This is a genomic window from Streptomyces sp. NPDC050164 (assembly GCF_044459945.1).
GTDB classification, from domain to species: domain Bacteria; phylum Actinomycetota; class Actinomycetes; order Streptomycetales; family Streptomycetaceae; genus Streptomyces; species Streptomyces coeruleorubidus_A.
The window spans coordinates 84476-101381 of sequence record NZ_JBITJK010000003.1; the positions used below are offsets into that span (position 1 = coordinate 84476).

The 16906-nt window shown below is 70.0% G+C and carries 16 protein-coding genes and 1 pseudogene; 9 read left to right on the plus strand and 8 right to left on the minus strand.

Going from position 1 to position 16906, the window contains the following annotated elements; all coding sequences use genetic code 11:
* Together ACIBNA_RS05750 and ACIBNA_RS05755 are read right to left on the minus strand one after the other, a co-directional pair.
* A complete protein-coding gene (locus ACIBNA_RS05750; RefSeq protein WP_399164004.1) occupies positions 1-969 on the minus strand; it encodes a CU044_5270 family protein in 969 nt (322 codons plus the stop codon).
* Positions 962-1639, minus strand: coding sequence for an RNA polymerase sigma factor (locus ACIBNA_RS05755; RefSeq protein WP_399164005.1), 678 nt, complete (start codon positions 1637-1639; stop codon positions 962-964). The genes ACIBNA_RS05750 and ACIBNA_RS05755 overlap by 8 nt, the downstream gene beginning before the upstream one ends.
* 303 nt (positions 1640-1942) lie before the next feature.
* Here ACIBNA_RS05755 and ACIBNA_RS05760 point away from each other — a divergent pair, with 303 nt between their 5' ends.
* The 3 genes from ACIBNA_RS05760 to ACIBNA_RS05770 all read left to right on the plus strand — a co-directional run bounded on the left by ACIBNA_RS05760 (position 1943) and on the right by ACIBNA_RS05770 (position 5019).
* Entirely contained in the window at positions 1943-3307 is a 1365-nt protein-coding gene (locus ACIBNA_RS05760; protein ID WP_399164006.1) for an FAD-dependent oxidoreductase, read from the plus strand.
* Between the two features lie 143 nt (positions 3308-3450).
* The gene (locus ACIBNA_RS05765; protein ID WP_399164007.1) at positions 3451-3945 is read left to right on the plus strand and encodes a lamin tail domain-containing protein; all 495 of its coding nucleotides are present in this window, start codon (positions 3451-3453) and stop codon (positions 3943-3945) included.
* A gap of 96 nt (positions 3946-4041) precedes the next feature.
* The gene (locus tag ACIBNA_RS05770; RefSeq protein ID WP_399164008.1) at positions 4042-5019 is read left to right on the plus strand and encodes an alpha/beta fold hydrolase; all 978 of its coding nucleotides are present in this window, start codon (positions 4042-4044) and stop codon (positions 5017-5019) included.
* A 73-nt stretch (positions 5020-5092) separates the two neighbouring features.
* On the opposite strand, the gene ACIBNA_RS05775 is transcribed toward ACIBNA_RS05770, so the two are convergent.
* From ACIBNA_RS05775 to ACIBNA_RS05790, 4 genes are all read right to left on the minus strand, one after another.
* Positions 5093-5467, minus strand: a complete 375-nt coding sequence (locus ACIBNA_RS05775; RefSeq protein WP_399164009.1) for a hypothetical protein — start codon at positions 5465-5467, stop codon at positions 5093-5095.
* A gap of 86 nt (positions 5468-5553) precedes the next feature.
* Entirely contained in the window at positions 5554-6075 is a 522-nt protein-coding gene (locus tag ACIBNA_RS05780) for a roadblock/LC7 domain-containing protein (protein WP_399164010.1), read from the minus strand.
* Positions 6076-6113: 38 nt separating this feature from the next.
* Complete coding sequence (locus ACIBNA_RS05785) at positions 6114-6935, minus strand: hypothetical protein (RefSeq protein ID WP_399164011.1); 822 nt, start codon at positions 6933-6935, stop codon at positions 6114-6116.
* The gene (locus tag ACIBNA_RS05790; protein ID WP_399164012.1) at positions 6932-7336 is read right to left on the minus strand and encodes a hypothetical protein; all 405 of its coding nucleotides are present in this window, start codon (positions 7334-7336) and stop codon (positions 6932-6934) included. The genes ACIBNA_RS05785 and ACIBNA_RS05790 overlap by 4 nt, the downstream gene beginning before the upstream one ends.
* A gap of 769 nt (positions 7337-8105) precedes the next feature.
* On the opposite strand from ACIBNA_RS05790, the gene ACIBNA_RS05795 reads away from it, so the two are divergent.
* The 4 genes from ACIBNA_RS05795 (at position 8106) to ACIBNA_RS05810 (ending at position 13003) form a co-directional block, all read left to right on the plus strand.
* Positions 8106-8489 (plus strand): hypothetical protein, encoded by a 384-nt coding sequence (locus ACIBNA_RS05795; RefSeq protein ID WP_399164013.1) that lies wholly within the window; start codon positions 8106-8108, stop codon positions 8487-8489.
* 517 nt (positions 8490-9006) lie between these two features.
* Positions 9007-11394, plus strand: coding sequence for a transglycosylase domain-containing protein (locus tag ACIBNA_RS05800; RefSeq protein WP_399164014.1), 2388 nt, complete (start codon positions 9007-9009; stop codon positions 11392-11394).
* Between the two features lie 541 nt (positions 11395-11935).
* Positions 11936-12088 carry a hypothetical protein gene (locus tag ACIBNA_RS05805; protein ID WP_399164015.1) on the plus strand — a complete coding sequence of 51 codons (153 nt, stop codon included), beginning with the start codon at positions 11936-11938 and terminating at the stop codon, positions 12086-12088.
* A 54-nt stretch (positions 12089-12142) separates the two neighbouring features.
* On the plus strand, positions 12143-13003 hold the full coding sequence (locus ACIBNA_RS05810; RefSeq protein WP_399164016.1) for an ArnT family glycosyltransferase: 861 nt from the start codon (positions 12143-12145) through the stop codon (positions 13001-13003).
* Between the two features lie 12 nt (positions 13004-13015).
* Here the strand turns inward: ACIBNA_RS05810 and ACIBNA_RS05815 are convergent, their stop codons facing one another.
* Positions 13016-14065, minus strand: a complete 1050-nt coding sequence (locus tag ACIBNA_RS05815) for an acyltransferase family protein (protein ID WP_399164017.1) — start codon at positions 14063-14065, stop codon at positions 13016-13018.
* 354 nt (positions 14066-14419) lie between these two features.
* On the opposite strand from ACIBNA_RS05815, the gene ACIBNA_RS05820 reads away from it, so the two are divergent.
* Both ACIBNA_RS05820 and ACIBNA_RS05825 read left to right on the plus strand, forming a co-directional pair.
* The gene (locus tag ACIBNA_RS05820; RefSeq protein ID WP_399164018.1) at positions 14420-15676 is read left to right on the plus strand and encodes a hypothetical protein; all 1257 of its coding nucleotides are present in this window, start codon (positions 14420-14422) and stop codon (positions 15674-15676) included.
* Positions 15677-15735: 59 nt separating this feature from the next.
* Positions 15736-15861, plus strand: a pseudogene (locus ACIBNA_RS05825) (IS5/IS1182 family transposase); the annotation flags it as partial.
* Between the two features lie 317 nt (positions 15862-16178).
* Here ACIBNA_RS05825 and ACIBNA_RS05830 read toward each other — a convergent pair.
* Entirely contained in the window at positions 16179-16382 is a 204-nt protein-coding gene (locus tag ACIBNA_RS05830; RefSeq protein ID WP_007379522.1) for a cold-shock protein, read from the minus strand.
* Between the last annotated feature and the right edge of the window lie 524 nt (positions 16383-16906).

The window sequence follows — 16906 nt, forward strand, 5'->3', positions numbered from 1 at the left end:
TCACCGGCCCGTGCCGGCTCGGGGGCGCCGGCCGATCCGGTCCACCACTCCCACCGCCACCAGTCCTTTGACGTCGGTGTACTTCTGGCCGCCCCGCAGCTCCCCGTCCACCCATTTCCCTCCCCTGGAGCCTTCCTGGCGCAGGCCGAGGTAGGCGTATGTCCTCGGGTCGAAGATGAAGGCGAAGTGCAGGCCGGGGTGCGAAACGGCGATGCCGCGGCGCCCGAGTGCGTCCACCGCGTCGTGGTCCAGCTCGATGCCGGGCAGTTGGGCGACGGCCTCGAAGGCGGCAGCCTGAAGGCCCGGCGGCATCACACGCGGGCCGCGCATCAGCAGGCAGGCGTTGAGGTAGGCGTCCTGGTCGGCTTCGGGACTGCCGCTCGCGCCGAGCCTGAGATAGGCCAGGAGCTCGTCCGGGTCCGTGGGCCACTTCCTGAGCTTCGCGTACTCGGTGGGCGGCCAGCGCACCTGGTGCTCACCCAGGGGTGGTTCGTCGAGGATCCGGCCGAAGTAGCTGTACCGGGAGGGCTTGGAGCCGTCGACCGACAGCCAGCTCTCGTCCGTGAACCGCTGGGTCTTCCCGCTCCTGAGGAACGTACGAGTGGTGATCTCCTTGGTGTAGAGGTACTGGTCGTTGCGCGGGACCGGCAGGTTCGCGCTGTCGAGGCGTGACCTGTCCGCGGCCCGGTGCAGCAGCCGGACCGCGCCGGCCGATGCCAACTGCGGTGTGCCGGACTTTTTTTCCTCGCCGCCCGTCGTCAGGACGACCGCACCGGTGGCCGCGGCCGCGGTGGCCGTCGCGGCGATCGCGGTCCTGATGACGAGTCGCCGGGGGAAGGAGCCGGCGCGGCCCGGGCGGCTCTCGCGGTCTATGGCGTGCAGCAGGCGGGTACGGGCGTCGGTGCGGGCCCGGTCCGTCAGCGGGGGAACGTCGGCCTCCAGTTCGCGCACCAGGGTGAGGTCATCCACGAGCGCTCTCCTCCGTCTCGGTGTTCTTCTCCTGCTCGTCCGTCCCGTCGGCCGGGGCGGTGGGGTCCGACCCTCCCAGTGCTTCGCGCAGTTTCTTCCGGGCCCGGTGCAGGCGTGAGCGCACGGTGCCCACCGGTATGTCCAGGGCCTGGGCCGCCTCCGCGTAGTCGAGGTCGCCCCAGGCGATCACCAGCAGCACGTCGCGGTGGCGGGCGGGCAGCTTGGCGAGGGCGCCCGCCGGTGCGGCGCGGGAGCTCTCGGCGCTGACCCGGGCGGCCACCCGGTCCGCCAACGGCTCGGCTTCGCCGCTGCGTTCGCCGGATGCTTCCGAGGCGGCGCGGGACAGTGCCCGCAGGCGGCGGGCCTCGGCGCGACGGTGCTGCCCGACGAGGTTGGTGGCGATGCCGTACAGCCAGGGGCGTGCCAGCGGCCGCGTCGGGTCGTAGTGGTGGCGCCGCTGGAAGGCGATCACGAAGGTCTCGGCCATCAGGTCGTCGGCCGCCTCGGTGCCGAGCCGCCGGGCGATGTAGCGGTGGATGTCGTCGGCGTAGCGGTCGAAGAGGGCCGCGAACGCGTCCGGATCCTCCCGGGAGCGCTCGATCACCGACGCGTCGGACTCCTCGCGCAGGCCTGGGGCGTGGCGGGCTCCGACGCTCGGAAGTGCGGTCACCGGTCGCCTCTCGGGTTCATGGGTCTTCCTTCGACGTCACGGGCAGGGTCGTCTCCTGTTCGCCGATGCCCGCGTTCGGGTTCCCGGGCCGCGTGAGAGGGTGCGTCAGGCCGGACAGTCGGCCACCAGGCCCCAGGCCCCAGGCCCCAGGCCCCAGGCCCCAGGCACAAACATAAGGCCTCCTACGGCAGGTCATAAAGTCGCCTTATGAGCTCATAGACCGGACCCGCGTACCAACTTAGGCATGCCTCAGTTTAGGCTTCACGGCGAGATCGCTTGTCGCCACTCGAAGGGAACCTGACCATGCCCCGCCCCCTGCGGGTAGCCATCGTCGGATCCGGCCCCGCCGGGATCTACGCCGCCGACGCCCTGCTCAAGTCCGAGGTGGCCGCCGAACCCGGCGTGTCCATCGACATCTTCGAGCGCATGCCGGCGCCGTTCGGCCTGATCCGTTACGGCGTCGCCCCCGACCACCCGCGGATCAAGGGCATCATCACCGCCCTGCACCAGGTCCTCGACAAGCCGCAGATCCGGCTCTTCGGCAACGTGGACTACGGCACCGACATCGGCCTGGACGACCTGCGCGCGTTCTACGACGGCGTGATCTTCGCCACCGGCGCGATGGCCGACCGGTCGATGTCCGTCCCGGGCATCGATCTCGACGGCTCGTACGGCGCCGCGGACTTCGTCTCCTGGTACGACGGCCACCCGGACGTGCCGCGCACCTGGCCGCTGGAGGCGGAGAAGGTCGCCGTGCTCGGCGTCGGCAACGTCGCGCTCGACATCGCGCGCGTCCTGGCCAAGACGGCGGACGAGCTGCTGCCGACGGAGATCCCGGCGAACGTCTACGAGGGCCTGAAGGCCAACCGGGCCAAGGAGATCCACGTGTTCGGCCGCCGTGGCCCGGCACAGGCGAAGTTCAGCCCGATGGAGCTGCGGGAGCTGGACCACTCCCCCAACATCGAGGTCATCGTCGACCCCGAGGACATCGACTACGACGAGGGCTCGATCGCGACCCGGCGCGGCAACAAGCAGGCCGACATGGTCGCCAAGACCCTGGAGAACTGGGCGATCCGCGACGTCGGCGACCGGCCCCACAAGCTGTACCTGCACTTCTTCGAGTCGCCGGTCGAAATCCTCGGCGAGGACGGCAAGGTCGTCGGGCTGCGCACCGAGCGCACGGAACTCGACGGCACCGGCAACGTCAAGGGCGCCGGCACGTTCAAGACCTGGGACGTCAGCGCGGTCTACCGTGCGGTGGGCTACCTGTCCGACAAACTCCCCAAGCTGCCCTGGGACATCGACTCCGGCACCGTCCCCGACGAGGGCGGGCGGGTCATGCAGGAGACCGGCGAGCACCTCCAGTCCACGTACGTCACCGGCTGGATCCGGCGCGGCCCCGTGGGCCTCATCGGTCACACCAAGGGCGACGCGAACGAGACGGTGGCCAACCTGCTGGACGACTACGCGAACGGCCGGCTGCACACGCCCGCCACCCCTGCCCCCGAGGCCGTGGACGCGTTCCTCGCCGAGCGGAACATCCGCTTCACCACCTGGGACGGCTGGTACAAGCTGGACGCCGCGGAGAAGGCGCTGGGCGAGCCCGAGGGGCGCGAGCGCGTGAAGATCGTCGAGCGCGAGGACATGCTGCGGGCGAGCGGCGCCTGACGTCCAATACACCCTGCGGGCGGGTCCGGTGACGATGTCACCGGACCCGCCCTTATGCGTGCTTGAACCGTGTACGATCCGGATGCTTCACCAAACCATCACATGGCCTTCATCAGAGGGTCACACAAGGGGGACGAACGTCCATGCGTATACGCCTTGTCGCCACCACGGCCGCCACTGCCGGAGCCCTGGCCGCCCTGACGGCGGTTCCGGCCCAGGCCGCCGAGTACAACTCCGCGCTGAAGATCCGCGGGATCCAGTACGACGCTCCCGGGAGGGACTCCAACAACTGCTCGACGGGGAACACCGACGAGGAGTACCTGACGATCAAGAACTACTCGCGGTCGACGACCGTGAACCTCAAGGGGTACGTCGTCAAGGACGCCGCGGGGAACAAGTTCACCTTCACCGCGAGCCACGCCCTTCAGCCGGGTGACTACGTGAAGCTGCGCGGCGGCAACGGAACCGACTCCGACGCCAAGAACGTCGTCTACCGCGACAACTGCAACTTCATGTGGAACAACGACAAGGACACGATCTACGTGTACAAGCCGTCCGGCAGCCCTGCCGACGTGCACTCGTACACCAAGAGCGGATCCGACAAGGACGGCAACGGGTACATCACGTACCACGGCTGAGCCTTTTGCCGAACCGGCAACAGGCTTGGCGTGCGTCGCGGCGGGCGCCGGATGATCGGTGGACCGAGCGCCACTCTCCGGACCGCAGGAGGATCCATGTCGCAGACGTCCGCCGGCGACCGCACGCACCGCCTCGTCCCTTCACCGGCCGGCCGCATGCACCTCGTCGAGCAGGGGGACGGGCCGCTGGTTCTGCTGCTGCACGGCTTCCCCGAATCCTGGTACGCGTGGCGTCATCAGCTGCCGGCCCTGGCCGCCGCGGGCTATCGCGCGGTGGCCGTCGACGTCCGCGGCTACGGGCGTTCGTCCCGGCCCGCGGCGGTGGACGCGTACCGGATGGCCGACCTGGTGGAGGACAACGTCGCCGTGGTGGAGGCGCTGGGCGAGCGGTCCGCGGTGGTCGTCGGGCACGACTGGGGTGCGACGATCGCCGCGACGTCCGCGCTGATCCGGCCCGAGGTGTTCCGCGCGGTGGGGCTGCTGAGCGTGCCGTACACGCCGCCCGGCGGCCCCAGGCCCAGTGAGGTGTTCGCGCGGCTGGGCGGCGAGGAGGAGTTCTACGTCTCCTACTTCCAGCAGCCGGGCCGGGCCGAGGCGGAGATCGAGCCCGACGTGCGCGGCTGGCTCGCGGGTTTCTACGCCGCCCTCTCCGCCGGCACGATGCCCGAAGCCAGTCCGCATTTCGTCGCCCGCGGAGGGACGCTGCGCGACCGGTTCCCCGTCGGCCGCCTGCCGAGCTGGCTGAGCGAGGCCGACCTGGACGTCTTCGCCGGGGAGTTCGAACGCACGGGAATGACCGGCGCCCTGAACCGCTACCGGAACATGGACCGGGACTGGCAGGACCTGGCGGACTTCGCCGATGCCCCCGTCACACAGCCGTCGCTGTTCATCGGCGGCGGCCTGGACGCGTCCACTACCTGGCTGGCCGACGCGATCGAGGCGTACCCGGCCACCCTGCCCGGACTGGCGGCCTCTCACATCCTCGACGGCTGCGGACACTTCCTCCAGCAGGAACGCCCGGCGGAGACCAACCGGCTCCTGACCGACTGGCTCGCCGGCCTTCCCCAACCGTAGGTGCGGCCATCCGGTGTGCCGGGGCCCTCCGCGACATGCCGACGACGGAGGGCTCCCGTCCGGTGGTGCCGGCTCAGACCTCCAGGTCGTTCTCGATCCGGCGGAGCTGGTGGCGGGCCATCGCCAGGTTCGCGCGGCTCGCGTCGAGCACGAGGTACAGGAACAGTCCGCTGCCGCCGCGTCCCTTGAGCAGGCGGATCAGGTGGTACTGGGAGTTGAGAGTGATCAGGATGTCCTCTATCTCCTCCTGCAGGCCCAGGAGTTCCATGGTGCGCAGCTTGGCCCGTACGACATCGGTGTTGCCGGCGGCGGCGACTTCCAGGTTGAAGTCCTTGCTGCCGCCGAGCGTGCCGAGCGCCATGCCGCTGGTGTAGTCGACGAGTGCCGCAGCCGTCGCTCCGTCGATGGAGCTCAGGCATTCCTTCAGCGCGGTCTCCGGGTTGGCCATGCGGACGGTTCCTTTCGTTCGGTGCTTCGCTTCTTCGGTCGGTCGGAAGGTTCGGAGGTCCGGGAGGTCCGGGAGGTTCGGGAGGTTCAGATGCCGGTCTGCGGGCGCGGCTGGTGGGTGGGCCGCTGCGGGGTGCGTACCGGGAGGGTGCCGATGGGACGAGCCGTGGCAGGGGGCGCCGTCGCGAGGTGTTCGGCGGGCGCGGGCCGGTCGGCGTGGCGGCCGGTGCCCGGCCCGACGTGCGTGGCCACCAGGTCCGCGATCCGGGCGCCGCTGCGCCGGCCCTCCAGGTGGAGGCGGCCTACATTGACGCGGTCCCCGGCGAGGAGGGTGAGGACGGCGGTCGCCCCTGCCGCGTAGGTGGCGACGTAGCCACCGGAGCCGCGCACCAGCAGCTCGCGGAAGTCGCCGCGAGCTGCGGCGTCGGTCATGCGGTGGGCGACGCCGAGGGCGGCGGCGGTGAGCGCCGCGAGTCCCTCCGGTTCGGTGTCCGGGACGTCGTGGGCGAGGACGAGTCCATCGACGGTGGCCGCGAGCGAACCGGTCAGCCAGGGTATGCGGGTGCGGAGCCGACGCAGTTCGTCGAGGACGTCGGTCTCGACGGCCATGAGCAGTCTCCTTTCGGCACGCTGTCGTCGCGCGCGGATCACAGTGCCTCCAAGGCGTGCAGGAGCCGTCGCAGCAGTGCGGTGTCGGGCTCGTCCGGTGCCGTGGGACGAGGGGCGGGGCCCGGCTCGGCGGACACGGGAGCGGTGGCAGGGGCGGGGGCAAGGAAAGGGCCGGGGGCGGGGGCTTTGTGGACGACCAGCCCGGCGGCGGCCAGGCGGCGGAGTTCGACGAGGGTGTGGAAGGTGCGGCAGGCGAGGGCGGTGGCGATCTGTGCGGCGGTGCGGACGCCGTCGACCTGGGCGAGGGTGCGGCTGCGGCGGACCGGCAGATCCGCCGGGTCGGGGCCGGGCACGCGGGCGAGCGGGGCGAGGTCGATGGCGGGTTCGGGCCAAATGCGGTGCAGCAGTTCGCGGCGGCGTCGCGACTCGCGCAGGACCGTGTCCACCGGCACGGCACGGACCGCGCCGAGCCAGTGCGAGACTCCGGGGCGAAAGCGGAGCGCCGGTCCGTCGTGGGCGAGGACGAAGTACGCCGCGTCGAAGAGGGCGCCCAGATGGCACAGTTCCAGCGCGCCGGCGGCTAGGTGGCCGCTGTCCACCAGCTGACGGCCGACGCGGCAACGGCGGCCGGCCTGGTCGATCGCCTCCCACCAGCCGTCCGGGGCGAGCGCGCCGCTGTGCGTGAGCAGGTCGCCGATGTCGGGGGTGAGGGCGGACTCGACATGGACGACGTGTCCGGCGGCGAGGTAGACGATCCCCGCCTCGGTGGACAGGGCGCCGCTCGCGCCCTGTGCGGCGAGGGTGCCGAGCAGGGCCGAGGCCGGTTCGTCCGTGCGTGCGGTCCGGGTCGGCGTGATCATCCGAGCACCAGTCGGTCCGCCATCTCGGCCAGCCGGATGCGGGCCAGGGCGAGGTTGCCCTCCCGGCGGTCGAGCCATAAGTGCAGGAACACGGTGCTGTCGAAGGTCGTGGTGACGAACCTGAGCAGGTGGTACGAGTCGGTGTTCGTGATGATCAGGTCCTGCACGGGTGGTTCCTTGCCGGACGCTCCGCCCGCGTCGCCGCCGACCGGGGCGAGCGCGCCGCTCTCCGTGGCGAGGCGGGCGAGTTCGGCGGTCTCCGCGGCCGTCGCCTCCAGATCGCCGCCCGGTGCGTCACCCACCGCGCCCAGGGCGAGACCACTGATCCAGTCGACCACCGCGGCCCCTCGCACACCGGGCAGCCGCATGGCCTCCAGCAGACTCTCGTCGATTCCGGGCACGCCGAATCCCCTCCCCTGCACGGCTGTTCCCGTGAACGTGAGCACGACACTACGGAAAGTACTCGGCCCAGGTGAGGGCTTTGGCATTTTCCAAAGGAATGTGCAGCGGACCGGACAGAGGTACGAACGAGATCGATCCAAAGCGAGCGGAACCTGTCCCGTCACGCTCCAGGGCTTCCGATCTATAGCCTGACCTGTGCTTTAGCGAGTCGGACCCCGCAATCCGCGCTCCACCGCAAGTCGCATGTTCGGGCAACCTTCGTCGAGTACCTCAGGACTCATGCTGACCACTTGCTGACTTCACTGACACGTCATCAGGTCGAATCCTGTGGCTCTCGCCGCACCCTCGGACACGGGTGACGACGATGCCGACAGGCCTGCGCAGCGGCGCGCACTGACCTCCGCAAAGATGCGCGGCGGCGCTCGGCGCCCGGATCGCCTTCGAGGACGAGGCCGGAGTGTCGATGACGCCGCCGACCGCCCGCACCTGGGCACGGCGCGGATCCGATCCCTGTCCAACACCGCCTCACCACCCCTGACCAACCTCATCCGCGTGGTCAAGCGCGGCTTACGCACCATCCGGTACCGCAGCGACCCCATCGACGGATGCCTCACCGAAACCGGCCTCACCATCAAACCCCGACAACCACACCCAACATCGCGCGTTCAGGCTCAATAACCGAACCGGGAGCATCGGATCAACCGCTCACCACATCAAAGAGACATTCTCTGGCCCGCGCCTCGTCGGCATTCCTGCACGAATGCGGCGTTGTACGCTCGTGCGCCCGGCGAGCGTTGCGTTGACTGCCTGGAGCCGACGGCAAGTGTCGACGCGCTGGTCGCCACCATGCACTGGATCAACACCCACAGCGCGGCCGACATCGCGGACAAGCTGCCCGCGTCGTACGTGTCGAACCAGCTGGTGACCAAGGCCGACTACATCGCGGCCCTGACCGAGGACAAGGGCCAGTTCCTCCCCGACGGCCTGATGCCGGCCGGCGGCCCGAAGACCTCTCTGGCCACGGAGCAACTGGTCGGCAACGTGAAGTCGTCGGTGAACCTCAGCAAGACGTTCACCAATGACTTCGCCATCCAGGCCAACAAGACCGAGGGCTTCAAGACCACCACGACCCCGGCCGGGCCGAACGGCTGAGCCTGCACCGCTCATGGCCGGGGCCGCCGGGGTGACTGTCACCCGGGCGGCCCCGGCCATGAGCGCGTCCTGCCAGGCGAAGATCACCGTCTTGATGCGGTCACGGGCTCCGATCTTCCCGATGCGGTGAAATGCGAAAGTACGAAGCCCTGTGATGTCAGAGGACACGTCTTCGAATCCCGAAGTATCGAGTCGGTCAGCCGGAGGTCATTTCACATCGATGGAGCGGTCAACAGGGCGCCAAATAGTCGTCTCTGCCTGACATGGTCCACTTATGCTCAGCTTGACGCCGGTCCCTTGAACCGAGACAGAAGCAAAAGCGGTGAGCCGTTCACCTGCTACCACTGCGGGACTGACAGTCCAACATTTCCGGTAAGGCGGAGCCTTCTCACCCGCACGCACGGTCACGCCTCTTAGGACCGACTCCGGAATGCGTATCTCACCGAAGGCAACAAGGATGAGCGATTACCGTAGCGGGCCTCCTTCGCTAAAGGGGCCTGCGGGCGGACAGCCGAGGATGACCCGAGCGGAGATGCGCAGGGCCGACCGGACGGCGAACCGGCGCTGGTCGCGCAGGACGACGGAGAGACACGGCCCGGGTGTGCGTCCGGCCGATTCCTCCCGGCGCGGGACGTCCGGGAAGCGGCGGCTGATCGACTATCCGCGAGCCGGCAGACGCGGTCTGCGGCGCTGGCTGCCGTCCTGGAAGCAGGCGTTGACCGTCCTCGTGCTGCTCTGCGGCGGCACGGTCGGCGCGGTTGGCTTCGCCTACGCGACGGTGTCCGTTCCGAGCGTCAATCCGAACACTCAGCTTCAGAACAACGTGTTCTACTGGTCGGACGGCTCGCAGATGGCCAGCGTGGGCCAGGTGAACCGGCAGAACGTGAGCCTGTCGCAAGTTCCATCCGATGTGCAGTGGGACTTCCTCGCGGCGGAGAACGCGTCCTTCTACACCGACCCGGGCGTCGACCCCCAGGGCATCCTCCGGGCGCTGTACCACATGGCGGAGGGCGGCCAGGTGCAGTCCGGGTCGACCATCACGCAGCAGTTCGTGAAGAACACCTACCTCAGCCAGGACCAGACCCTGTCGCGCAAGTTCAAGGAGATCATGATCTCTTTGAAGATCGGAGCGAAGCTCAGCAAGCAGCAGATTCTTCAGGGCTATCTGAACAGCAACTACTACGGCCGCGGGGCCTACGGCATCGAGGCCGCCGCCCAGGCGTACTACCACCTTCCCGTGGAGAGGCTGAACGTCAGCCAGGGAGCGTTCCTGGCGGCCACGGTGAACGAGCCGAGCGTGATGATGAACGCCGACGACCCGCAGGCCCGCCCCCAGGCCACCGCCCGCTGGAAGTACGTGCTGAACCGGATGGCCGCCATCGGGAAGTTGAGCCCCACACAGGAACAGCGGTATCTGCGGGAGGGCTTCCCGCTGCCGAAACCGATGACCGCCTCCGGCTCGCTGAGCGGGCAGGGCGGCTACCTGGTACAGATCGCCGAGCAGTACGTCGAGCAGCACTCGTCCATCAGCGACCAGCAGCTGAACCAGGGCGGCTACCAGATCTACACCACGTTCGACAGGCACCAGGTCGCCGAACTGAGCGCCTCGGTGGCCAGGATGCGGGGGCAGCACCTGGACCCGCGGCACCGGCCGGCGGACCGGAACGTGCAGGTCGGTGCCGCCTCCGTCGACCCGGACACCGGAGCGATCGTGGCCCTGTACGGCGGCGACGGCTGGAACAAGGGCCACTACACGGACAACGCCAACAGTTCCGGCGTGCCGGTCGGTTCCACCTTCAAGCCCTTCGATCTCGCCGCCGCCCTGGACCACGGCGCGGTCCTCTCCCCCGGGCAGCCGCCGTCGCCGATCACGCCGGAGAGCAGGTTCGACGGCGACAACGGCATCGAGATCAAGAACCAGCAGGGACAGTACCTCCCGGACGGCAGCGACCCCACCGGGCTGCTCCATCAGCAGAACGACGTGTCCACCAAGTGGGGTTACATCACCCTGCGCAAGGCAATGGAGCAGTCGGTCAACACCCCGTACGTCCAGCTGGGCGAGTACGTCGGGTACGACGCCGTGGAGAACGAGGCGCTGGCGGCCGGCCTGCTGCGCAGCAGCCTCCAGTACGACACCGCCGGCTTCTACATCGGCACCTCCACCCCGTCGGCCATCCGCATGGCCGACGCCTACGGCACCTTCGCCGCGGACGGGGTCCGCCACGAGCCCTACTCGGTCACCAAGGTCCTCGACGGCGGGCGGCAACTCCCGGGTTTCACCCCCCCCGCCGGCACCCGGGCCATGCCCGCCTCGACCGCCGAGACCGTCACAAACGTGCTGCGGGACGTGGTCGAGCACGGCACCGGCACCAACGCCTTGGCCCTCGGACGGCCCGCTGCGGGCAAGACCGGCACCACGGACGACTACAAGTCCGCCTGGTTCATCGGCTACACCCCGCAGCTGTCCACGGCGGTCACCATGTTCAAGGAGGGCTCCGGCAACTCGGGCCTGCGGTCCATGTCCGGAGTCGGCGGCTACAGCAAGGTCTTCGGCGCGGACATGCCCACCCAGGTGTGGCTCGGCTACATGTCCGCCGCCCTCCAGGGCCAGCCCGTGAAGTCCTTCCCTCCGGCACCGCCACTCGGCCAGGGAGCCAACGAGAACGGCGCTCCGTCCGCCACCCCGTCGGCATCCCCAACCGAGTCGCCCTCGAGCACCCCCTCACCAACCACACCGGCACCGTCCCCGTCCATCACGCCGTGCAGCGCCATCCCGGGCGGGTGCGCCTCCCCCACCGCTCCCACGCCCTCCCCCACGCCGACCAGTCCCGGCCTGACAGGCGGTCTCCTCGGCCCGGGAGGCGGCAGGCAAGGGAGTGGTGGCGGGCCATCACCACACCGATGACCTGGGGACCGGTGAGGCGGCGTACCACAGCCTGTCGCTGGCCGTGCGGTGCCGCCCGAGGCCGCGTCGGACGATCATCGCTGTGCTGCCACGCTTCCGCAGCAGGCGGCTGCGCTGAGGCCGGGCCATCGCCCGCCTCGCTGCTCGTCTCAGGATGAGGTACGCAGGCGGCAGATCGCCGCGGACGCTGCCGTGTCGGTCCGGGGCTCCATCAGCGCGGAGGCGAACACGCTGCGCCGTGCTGCCGAGGCATACACCCCGACCAGTACGACCGCGCCCGCGACGGCCCGGTCCGGTCACGGCAAGGACGGCGGCCTGACCCGCCGCCAGGTCCTCGCCTCCCTCGCTGCGGCAGGCGGGGGCGGCGCCTACGCCTGGCAGCGCCTCGAACACCGCCCCGGCGCGAATATCCCCACGGTGGACGGCTCCGTGCCCCAGGCAAGGCCCGTAGACGGCCACCGGTTCGAGCGGCCCGGCAACCCGACCCGCACCGTGGTACGGGCCGCCAACGGCCGAGCCGAACGTCATCGACCACTGCGGGATGTACCTGGGCCTCGACAACGCGGGCCGCCCCCGCTTCTACTCGAGCCGCTCCGCCGCCAACGGCCCCACCATGGGCGACCTCGCCGGCCACGCCCTGCTCGACGGCACCGACTTCTACGCCCGCAGCTTCCGCGCCGCCCGCCGCCTGTAGCGGTACCTACCGCCCCGAGCCCAACCAGCACCGCACGAAGGACGGCCCCGTCTCATGGCCACCGCTCCCCGTGCCCGGGAAACCGGCGCGCACCGCCGCAGGGCCGACCGCTCCGGCCGCAGCGACGCCCTCGACGCGGGGTGGGACACCCCCGCGCGCTGGGAGCGCGCGAGCCTGCTCGGCGTGCTCGCCGCCGCCGCTCTGCTCTACGGCTGGGGCCTGAACCAGGCCGTCGTGCACCCCTATTACGGCGCGGCCATCCGCTCCATGGCCACCAGCCGGCGGGCGTTCCTCTTCGGCGGCCTCGACCCCAGCGGCACGATCAGCATCGACAAGACACCCGGCGGCTTCTGGCCCGACGCGGCCTCGGTGTGGCTCTTCGACCCGCACACCTGGGCGGTGGCGCTGCCGCACGTGATGGAGGGCGTGCTCACCATCTACGTGCTGCACCGGACGGTGCGCGCCTGGGCCGGGCCGCTGGCCGCCCTGATCGCGGCACTGGCGCTCACCGCCACTCCCGTGACGGCGGCGCTCGACCGGGCCACCATCCCGGACGAGCTGCTCGCCCTGCTGCTGGTGCTGGCCGCCGGGGTGCTCCTGCCGGCGGCGCGCAGCGGACGGTTGCTGCCGCTGCCGGCCTGCGGGATGTGGGTCGGCCTGGCCTTCCAGGCGAAGATGCTGCAGGCCTGGCTGCTGCTGCCGGTCTTCGTGGCGGTCTACCTGCTGGCGGCCCCGGGCGGGGCGTCGCGTCGGGCGGGCGGTCCTGCTGGGCGCCACCGCGCTGGCGGTCTCCTCTTCGTAGGCCCGCGCCAGGCCGCCGCGCGGCTGCCCGGCCCGCCACGGGCCTTCGCATACGAAGAGCGTCGGACGGATGGGAGTTTCACCCTCTATGACTGCCGCCCGACGGCCGGCTGACCGGCGCGGTGTTCACGGGACACGGTCCTGGAAACGGATGCGGCGCAGCAGCAGTCGTCTGGCCGGGCGTTCCAGGCCCTCGTACAAGGCCCAGGACAACCCCAGCGCCACGGAGAACGCGACGACGGTGGCGGTCAGCGCGGACAGCAGGCCGAAGTGCGGAGAGTTGCCGAGCAGGTTGGTACCGATCCGCAGCACAAGTAGATGGATCATGTAGAAGACGAAGGAGAGTTCACCCAGTCGCACCAGCCTTCGGTGCCGCCACAGCGAGGGGAGGCCGCGTAGGTCGGCGACGGCCGCCGCCGGGATGAGCACAGTGAAGCCGATGAGGGTGCAGGTGGTGGCCGGGTACCCGGCGGGGACTTGGGGGACGAGGAAGTAGCCGGTGATCGCCAGGGCGAGTGAGGCCTCCAGGCCGGGCCCGCGCCATTGCCCGAGACTGACCATACGGGCGACAGCGGCACCGAGGACGAACTCGGGGAGGCGGGCCGCCGGGAAGGAGTAGAGCGGCTGGCCCAGCCAGTGGTGCGCGTCCGACCAGGCCAGCACCAGCACCGCCAGCACCGACAGACCGGCCAGGACGGCCGATCCCCGGGCTCCCAGGCGGCGCAGCCAGAGAGCCAACAGCGGAAAGACGGCATAGAAGAATGCCTCGCAGGCAAGCGACCAGCTGACGGGATCCAGCGTCTGCCACCAGGGGCGCCACCAGGCATGCAACAGCAGCACATTGGACAGGGCCTGATACAGGGTGGGCTTCACCTGATGGGCCAGGGTGAGGCCCATGAGCAGCGCGATCGCGGCGGTGGCGAGGTGGACCGGATAGATCCGGGCGATACGCCGCCACCAGAACGCCGGTGCTCGCTCGCCCGGCCGTGCGGACCACATCAGGACGAAGCCGGAGAGGATGAAAAAGAACGACACCCCGGTGGCCCCGGCCCCGAACCCCCACGTCGCGATACGCCCGCCGGTGCCCCCGAAGTAGCCGAAGTTGCGCACATGCAGCCCGAAGACCAGCACCGCCGCCATCCATCGCAGTCCCGTGAGCGACGGCAGTGAAGGCACCGGAGTTGTGGAAGCGGTCTCGACTGCGGTCGCTGTGGCGGGCAGCGTCCGGGGTGCCCCGGTCTCCGCCGCCATCACGTCACCTGCCGAGGGTTGTGCATGTGCGGCATGCACGTGAGCCTTGCCCGATCGTCGCCTTTCATACCGGGCTCGTGGGGAGCATCACATCGGTGCGGGCCGCCCGCTCGACCGGTTCGGCAAGGGCCATTCTTTGATCATTGTTGACAGGACAAGTGCGTCGGGCGGGCAACCGCGAGGGCTAGCCTCGCGGCGGCGGGCGCCGTCCCCGCGACGAGCGCGGCCTACCAGGCCGCCTATCCGCGAGTACGGCCTACCGTGGCCGACTACACACAGGTGACCACCAGTCAGACTCCACCCCCCCAGTCGCAGTGTGCGTCAGCAGGACGCCGCTGCTTCACCCCGCAGTCCATCCAGGCCGCCTACAACGTGGGCCCGCTGCATTCAGCCGGGGACGACGGACGCGGTCAGACGATCGCCATCGTCGACTCCTACGGCAGCGACACCATGGCACACGACCTGCATGTCTTCGACCGTGCATTCGGCATTGCGCCCATGTGCGGGGAAGAGGGCGTCAGTTGTGCGTCCGGCATGCCGACCTTCAGCGAGCTTCATCTGCAGGGTTCGCCCGCCACCAAAGCGCCGCCGTCCACGAGCAACAGCCCCGGGCAGGAGGACAAAAGCGCGTGGGCGCTGGAGGTGGCTCTTGACGTCGAGACCGCCCATGCCATGGCACCCGGCGCCAACATCCTGCTGGTGACCACCCCCACCGCAGAGACCCTCGGGGTACAGGGCTTCCCTCGGATGATGGCCGCCGAGCAGTACGTCGTCGAGCATCACCTCGCAACCGTCATCTCCCAGTCGTTCGCCTCGGCGGAGGGCGCCTTCGGCAGCGCCCGATCGCTTCAGAACCTGCGCTACGCCTTCAAGTCGGCGGCACACAGCGGCGTCACCGTTCTCGGCTCGTCGGTGGGCGGCACGAACCTGTGCACCGACCCGGGTGCCACCATCGGCAGGGTCGTCGACAGCGCCTCCCCGCCGGGGGCTTGCCAGAACGGCCCCGGCCAATCGGAGACCGGCTGGACCGGTTCCGGCGGCGGCTACAGCAGCGTCTTCGCCAAGCCGGACTACCAGTCGGGCGTACTGCCGGCCGGCAGCGCAGCCATCGGCGCTATGCGCGGCGTTCCGGACATCTCCCTGCAGGCGAGTCCGTCGACGGGAGCACTGGTGTACCTGTCCCTCCCGCCCGACGGCCAGAGCGGGCTGAAGTGCGGCAGCACACCGTGCAGCACGGGCTGGTACGACATCGGCGGCACGTCACTGGCGTGTCCCCAGTGGGCGGGCCTGGTCTCCATCGCCGCCCAGATCAACCACGGTGGGCTCGGACGGATCAACCCGGCTCTGTACAAGCTCGCGTCCAACCCGGCCACCTACGCGGCCGACTTCAACGACGTCACCGTGGGCAACAACACCGCCGAGACGTCGGTCCCGGGCTATTCGGCCGGCACAGGATGGGACCCCGTCACCGGACTGGGGACGCCGAACGCGGCGAAGCTCCTGCCCGACCTCGTCAGCGCCGTGCACGGCGGCTGACCTTCCGGGCCCCAGCCGGGCATCGCGCCGCCGGCCGGCGGCGCGATGCCCGTTGCCACCCTGCGATGGCCGGTGTCGTCGGACGGCCGCGGCGGCCCGACACTCTGTTCGCCGACCGTGGCTACGACCACGACAGGTACCGGCGGCTCCTGCGCCAACTCTCCTGGCTGCACGGCTTCCGTCGCCCCTCGCTGGGTCCCGGGTGCCGGGCGGAATCGGCTGGAATGCGGTGCAGGAACTCTCGGCGGACGTGCAGGTGAAGATCCACGCGGCGGGCAGGACGGTGACGGCCGTCGTGCCGTGTCCCACCGGCGGCACGCCGCAGCCGCCGACGTGACGACGATGAGCCTGATGATTGCCGGGGCCAGCCTGCCGCAGCGGCCTGCTCGCGGGCCGCGGGCCTTGAGAGACGCAGCGGGCAGGCGTTGCTACGGGGGAACGCCTGCCCGCCCCGTGGGCAACGACCCGCACAGCGCCGATCCGTCCTTGCGCGGCGCTGTGGTCACGCCGGTCGGATGTTCTCCGCCTGCGGTCCCTTCTGGCCCTGCGTGACGTCGAACTCGACTTTCTGCCCCTCCTGCAACTCACGGAAGCCCTGAGCGGCAATGTTGGAGTAGTGGGCGAAGACGTCAGGTCCGCCGCCCTCCTGCTCGATGAAGCCGAATCCCTTTTCGCTGTTGAACCACTTCACGGTGCCCTTGGCCATGGCCTGCTCCTTCGAGGAAACCCGAGCTCGCACCCTGCAGGCCCGGGAGGTGATCGCCCTGGTCCGGAGAGGCGCTGAACAGCAAGAACGCCCATGATCGTGATCACGGGCGAACGAGACTTCGGAACCACGACTGCTATATAACGACGCTACACCGCGCGGTCGGCAGTCGCTAACGGCACGGCCGTGGATCGTGCCCGTTGGTCGGCTCCTCGCTCCAGCCCGGCGCGGCCGACACTGGTCATCACCGTGTGGGACACCCCTCCACCAAGAAACCGTCGGTGAAGAAAGGAGACCGGCACCGCGTCGGCGGTCACTGACTGCACTTGGTGCGCGCGGTCAGCGACCAAGTCGCGGCTGGCGGCTCTATCCACTGATCAGAGCCGTGTCTCCCAGGCGGTCAGTACGGCGGCTGCCTCAGGACGACCGAGGCAGTCTCCTGGTGCTCGGCCCCGCCCACGCGGTACGAGGCCGGGCGGGGCCGACGGGCTGGTGAGCTTCGGGCGGTTCGGCCCGGGACCAAC